Here is a 4,910-nt window from a genome sequence, read left to right on the forward strand (position 1 = left end):
CGTTGAGCAAGCGATTTATCCAGACCGCGATGAATGTAAATCGTGGTCAATTCTTCGTACTCATGAAGCGGATCAGTTGCTAACTCCATGCGTTCACGCTCAATATCGGCTTTTTCAGTATCAGCCTGAGAACTAACTGATACATATTCTCCTGCCGCCATGGACATGGCACCGGCAACCAAGCCTGCTACGCCAGTCATAAAGATGATCTCCGTTGATGCACCTGACGCAGCTACACCCACAATAAGGCTGGCTGTAGAAACAATGCCATCATTTGCCCCCATTACTGCGGCACGAAGCCAACCAACATGTTGCGTTTTATGAGCTTCAGTATGTTTTTTCATTATGATTTTCCGATTTTATTTTCAGGTGTGTGGTTATTAAATCAGCAGACTCTTTACGGATAACGTTATGTTTTAAAGAGGTTATTCAGCGAGATTGTTGATAGGAAAAATCACTACAGTATTCATTTTCTTGCTTTTTAATGTATCTAAATAAACTTAAGTTTCCCTTAAGCATGAAGACTGACAATGCCACTTCCTTTCCTTATCAGAGTGAGCATGTCATAGATGTCAAACCTGGATACCAATCAACTTGAATTTTCAGAAAAATATAATGAACTTCATGCCAAAGCCTACTTTTATAAGCATGCAGATGGTTTAGCAAGAAAATTGTCAAATTGGCGAGATCAGCAGATCGCCAGAAAAGCCTTAAAAATTGCGGGTGATCCACTTAGCGTGCTCGATGTACCTTGTGGAACAGGACGCTTTTGGAAGGTACTGACTGAAAACCCTGAAAGAATTGTCTTCGCCAGCGATAACAGTCAGAAGATGATTGATATCGGGTTACAGTATCGTGAAAAACAACTCTCAAAGAAAGTACATACCTTTAAAGCGTCTGCTTTTTCATTACCGGTAAGTGACGGTTATGTAGATAATATTTTCTGCATCCGTTTATTACACCATATTGGTCAATCCGAAGACCGTCTTAAGCTGTTAAAAGAATTTCATCGTGTCAGCAAATCAACTGTGATTGTTTCATTGTGGGTGGATGGAAATTTTAAAGCATGGCGGCGAAAAAAACTCGAGTCCAACAGGGCAAATCGAGATTATCAAAACCGATTTGTCATTCCAAAAAACATTATTGAAAAAGAATTTACGCAAGCGGGTTTTCGTATAAAAGCCCATCTGGATTTTCTGCCGAAATACGCGATGTGGCGGACTTATATTCTCGAAAAAGACGAGAACCTGTGATGCCAAATAACATGAGTCTATCAGGCTTTGCCGCAGGCCAGAACAGCGATACTTTCGATGCCTTTTGGCGTAATAACTCACCTTGGTTTGAAGCACCCAATATTCGTCGTGGAGGCTGGAGTGGTGTTGTGAAATGTGTGGTTGATAGCTTCGGTCAACCGCAAAAAGTCTTTATCAAAAGACAAGAAAATCATGTGACGAAAACGCTAATGCACCCGATTAAAGGCATTCCAACGTTTTTGCGTGAATACCGCAATATTCAATTACTTAATGCTAAAAACATCCCAACTTTGGATGTTTTATATTTTGAAACAAAAGCATCCAAAGCTGTTCTGGTTACCAAAGCGTTAGAAGGCTATGTCAGCCTGGATAAAATTGATTTTCAGCTGTTACCTTCGTGTGACAGAAAAGCTCTGCTAACAAGCACTGCCAAATTGATCCATCATCTGCACCAATACCACTATCAGCATAATTGTCTCTATCCAAAACATATTATGGTTCGTCAGCTAGCCAACGAATGGGATGTAAAACTTATCGATCTTGAGAAATTAAAATATCGGTTATTTAAAAAACGTGCTGCGATCCATGATTTAACAACCTTTATTCGGCATTTGAATGGTCTATGGAGTGCCAAGGATATAGTGGTGTTTTTCCAAGCTTATTTCGGCCAACCTAAAATATCGCTCCATTCAAAAAAAATTATTCATAAGATGTGCAAAAAAATCCATCGTAAAGCTCAAGCCAAACAACATGTCCAGTCAGTGTTTACCTCTTGATGACGGTAACAAAAACAGATTTGCCCCGTGCGGATGCGTTTTACAATAAACTTCTGATACTGGGTGCAAAGATAATGGTTTCTGCCTGATATCTTGTAATCAACATTATACTTTCAATAAATGGCGCTTTGGCGCCTTTTTCATGTTTATCTGATGAAGGTACTTTTATGAACCGCGTAGCGCTGATTTTTATTCTTTGTGGCTTATTCTTATCTGCAAATACATTCGCTGAAGTGGATACAGAAGTTCGGCCAGACTGGCAGACAATTTTTGATAACCATGCTGCACAAGGCACGATAGTTGTGTTGGATCAGCGCATGGGGAATTCAAAACTAATGGTGTTTAATGAGCCGAGATCTCAACAGCGTTTGCCACCGGCATCGACATTCAAAATTCCCCATGCTTTGTTTGCCCTTGATGCGGGTATCATCAAAGATGAATTTCAGATATTTCCATGGGATGGTGTGGAGCGTAGTTTTGCCCCGCATAATCAGGATCAGGATTTGCGTTCATCAATGCGCAATTCTGCTGTGTGGGTCTATGAGCAATTTGGTGAACAGATCGGTGAGGAAAAGGCGCGTGACTATCTGACCAGAATTGATTATGGCAATGCTGATCCAACTGGAGACACCAGTACTTACTGGATTGATGGTAATTTGCGAATTACCGCTGAAGAGCAGATCCAATTTCTCAACAAGCTTTATTTAAATGAATTGCCGTTTGATGAAGCTGACCAACGATTAGTTAAAGACCTTATGATTGTTGAAGCCGGACGAGAGTGGATACTTCGGGCAAAGACGGGGTGGGAAGGACAAATCGGCTGGTGGGTAGGCTGGGTTGAATGGCCAACCGGACCGGTGTTTTTTGCCTTGAACATTGATACACCAAACCGGCTTGAGGACTTATACAAACGCGAAGCAATCACTCGCAAAGTGCTGCAAATCATCGAAGCATTACCCCGAACTTAATTAAGCAGATAAATAATGTCGCCTGAACATAAAACAGATACTAACCTCAACAGTATCACAGACTTTTTTCTTGAATTAGATGCGCTTAAGCATGTGGAGCGGCGTAGTTTTATTACTGGTGGTAAACGCCGTGAAAACTCGGCAGAACATTCCTGGCATCTGGCAATGGCCTGCTGGTCAATCGCTAGTCATTTTAAGCTTCAGCTCAATATGGAAACGCTATTAAAGCTGGCTCTGGTACATGATTTGGGTGAAATTGATGCGGGCGATACCTTTTTGTATGCCAGGGATCGCAGTGCAGCCCACCATGCCGAACGCACTTGTCTACAAAGGTTAAGCGATCATCCGGGAAACAGCATTAACGGTCTGACTGATTTATGGGAAGAGCAGGAGTTGGGTAACAGCAGGGAGGCAATGTTACTTAAGGTTGTTGATCGAATACTGCCATTTTTATTGAATATTAATAATGATGGCAAACCGTGGAAGGAGCACAAAGTAAGAAAGTCGCAGGTCGCAGGAGCACATGCTTTTATTGCAGAGTTGTTTCCAGAGATTCATCAATGGATAACGCACAATATCGAACAGGCAGTGGCAAAAGGCTGGTTACTCGATCATTGACCAAGCATAATGAAGCAGATATGACTTATTTTTCGCTCACTATTCTCTTGTGAATAACCCATTTTGTTCAATGTGGCGAACGCGTAATGATTGAGTTTTCAGCACAATTCCATCTTCAGCTTTGGATTAAGGGAAACAAAACATGCTGAATGTGATCTACAGCAATTCGATGTCGCAACTGGCTGCACATCTGGCTGAGAGTCAACAACACGAACCCTTGCCACCACTTCAGGCTGAAACCGTGATGGTGCAGAGTAATGAGCTGGCCCGCTGGCTCAATCTGTATCTGGCTTCCAATCAATCGATTGCTGCGCATATTGAATTTCCGTTTCCATCGGCCTGGTTATGGAAGCTTTTCCGCCAGGTTTGGCCGGAAATTCCCCGCGAGTCGCCGTATTCAACCGATGCGATGAGCCTGAAAATCTTCGAACTGCTGCCAACGATCAGAAAACAGCCGGAATTTGAAGCGATCAGTCGTTATCTTGGCGAAACTGATGACGCTCGAAAAATGCTGGATCTGGCACAACGTATTGCCGATAGTTTTGACCAGTATCTGATGTATCGTCCGGACTGGATTGCCCAATGGGAAGCGGGTAAAACCAACAATTGGCAGGGCGCTTTATGGCAGTTGTTGACCCAGAATGATTCTGAACCAATGCACCGGGCGCGGCTGTTACAGAAGATGCAACAGGCGCTGAAAAACAAACAGTTTCCAAGCTCAATCTTACCGCCACGGATTGCCATTTTCGGTCTGACAGCCATGCCACCGATCTATTTGGATTTGCTGGCCGAAATCGCTGAATTTACTGACGTCTCGATTTATTTTCTGTCACCCAGCGAGGGCTATTGGGGCGATTTGCTGAATCAAAAATCTCAGGCCAAACAACGCCTGTTATTTGATGATGAAGATGACTTCGCTGATAATGGCCATCCTTTACTGGCCAGTCTGGGCAAGCTGGGTCAGACCTTCTTTGAACAATTACAGGCCCTTCCGCATGAAGCGGAAATGCTCTACCTGCAACCACAAGCCAGCGATTTACTGAGTCAGCTAAAGCAGGATATTTATCAGCTCGACAGTGATAACCAAAAGTTTACCGTTTCTGCCGATGACGACTCAGTGCAGATCCACAGTTGCCACAGCGCGATGCGTGAAGCGGAAGTGTTACACGATCAATTATTGGATCTGTTTGAAAAACATGCTGATTTGTCTCCGACCGATGTGGTGGTGATGACACCGGATATCGAAAAATATGCGCCGGTGATAGAAGCGGTGTTCAGCAGCCAGCCCGCCGAGC

6 protein-coding genes are annotated in these 4,910 nt (G+C 43.3%); 5 read left to right on the top strand and 1 reads right to left on the bottom strand.

What is annotated here, in order from left to right; all coding sequences use genetic code 11:
• Positions 1–344 (bottom strand): VIT1/CCC1 transporter family protein (locus B3O33_RS03260; RefSeq protein WP_292362916.1); only part of this gene is annotated, 344 nt, incomplete at its 3' end.
• 225 nt (positions 345–569) lie between these two features.
• On the opposite strand from B3O33_RS03260, the gene B3O33_RS03265 reads away from it, so the two are divergent.
• The 5 genes from B3O33_RS03265 to B3O33_RS03285 form a co-directional block, all read left to right on the top strand.
• Complete coding sequence (locus B3O33_RS03265; RefSeq protein WP_136552874.1) at positions 570–1,253, top strand: class I SAM-dependent methyltransferase; 684 nt, start codon at positions 570–572, stop codon at positions 1,251–1,253.
• Positions 1,253–2,029, top strand: a complete 777-nt coding sequence (locus B3O33_RS03270) for a lipopolysaccharide kinase InaA family protein (RefSeq protein WP_136552982.1) — start codon at positions 1,253–1,255, stop codon at positions 2,027–2,029. The genes B3O33_RS03265 and B3O33_RS03270 overlap by 1 nt, the downstream gene beginning before the upstream one ends.
• Positions 2,030–2,196: 167 nt before the next feature.
• On the top strand, positions 2,197–2,997 hold the full coding sequence (blaOXA, locus tag B3O33_RS03275; protein ID WP_292362513.1) for a class D beta-lactamase: 801 nt from the start codon (positions 2,197–2,199) through the stop codon (positions 2,995–2,997).
• Positions 2,998–3,012: 15 nt separating this feature from the next.
• Positions 3,013–3,615 carry an HD domain-containing protein gene (locus tag B3O33_RS03280; RefSeq protein WP_292362514.1) on the top strand — a complete coding sequence of 201 codons (603 nt, stop codon included), beginning with the start codon at positions 3,013–3,015 and terminating at the stop codon, positions 3,613–3,615.
• A 142-nt stretch (positions 3,616–3,757) separates the two neighbouring features.
• A partial coding sequence (locus B3O33_RS03285; RefSeq protein ID WP_292362917.1) for an exodeoxyribonuclease V subunit gamma occupies positions 3,758–4,910 on the top strand: 1,153 nt, incomplete at its 3' end.

It is taken from the genome of Methylophaga sp. UBA1464, assembly GCF_002325665.1.
Classification (GTDB): Bacteria; Pseudomonadota; Gammaproteobacteria; order Nitrosococcales; family Methylophagaceae; genus Methylophaga.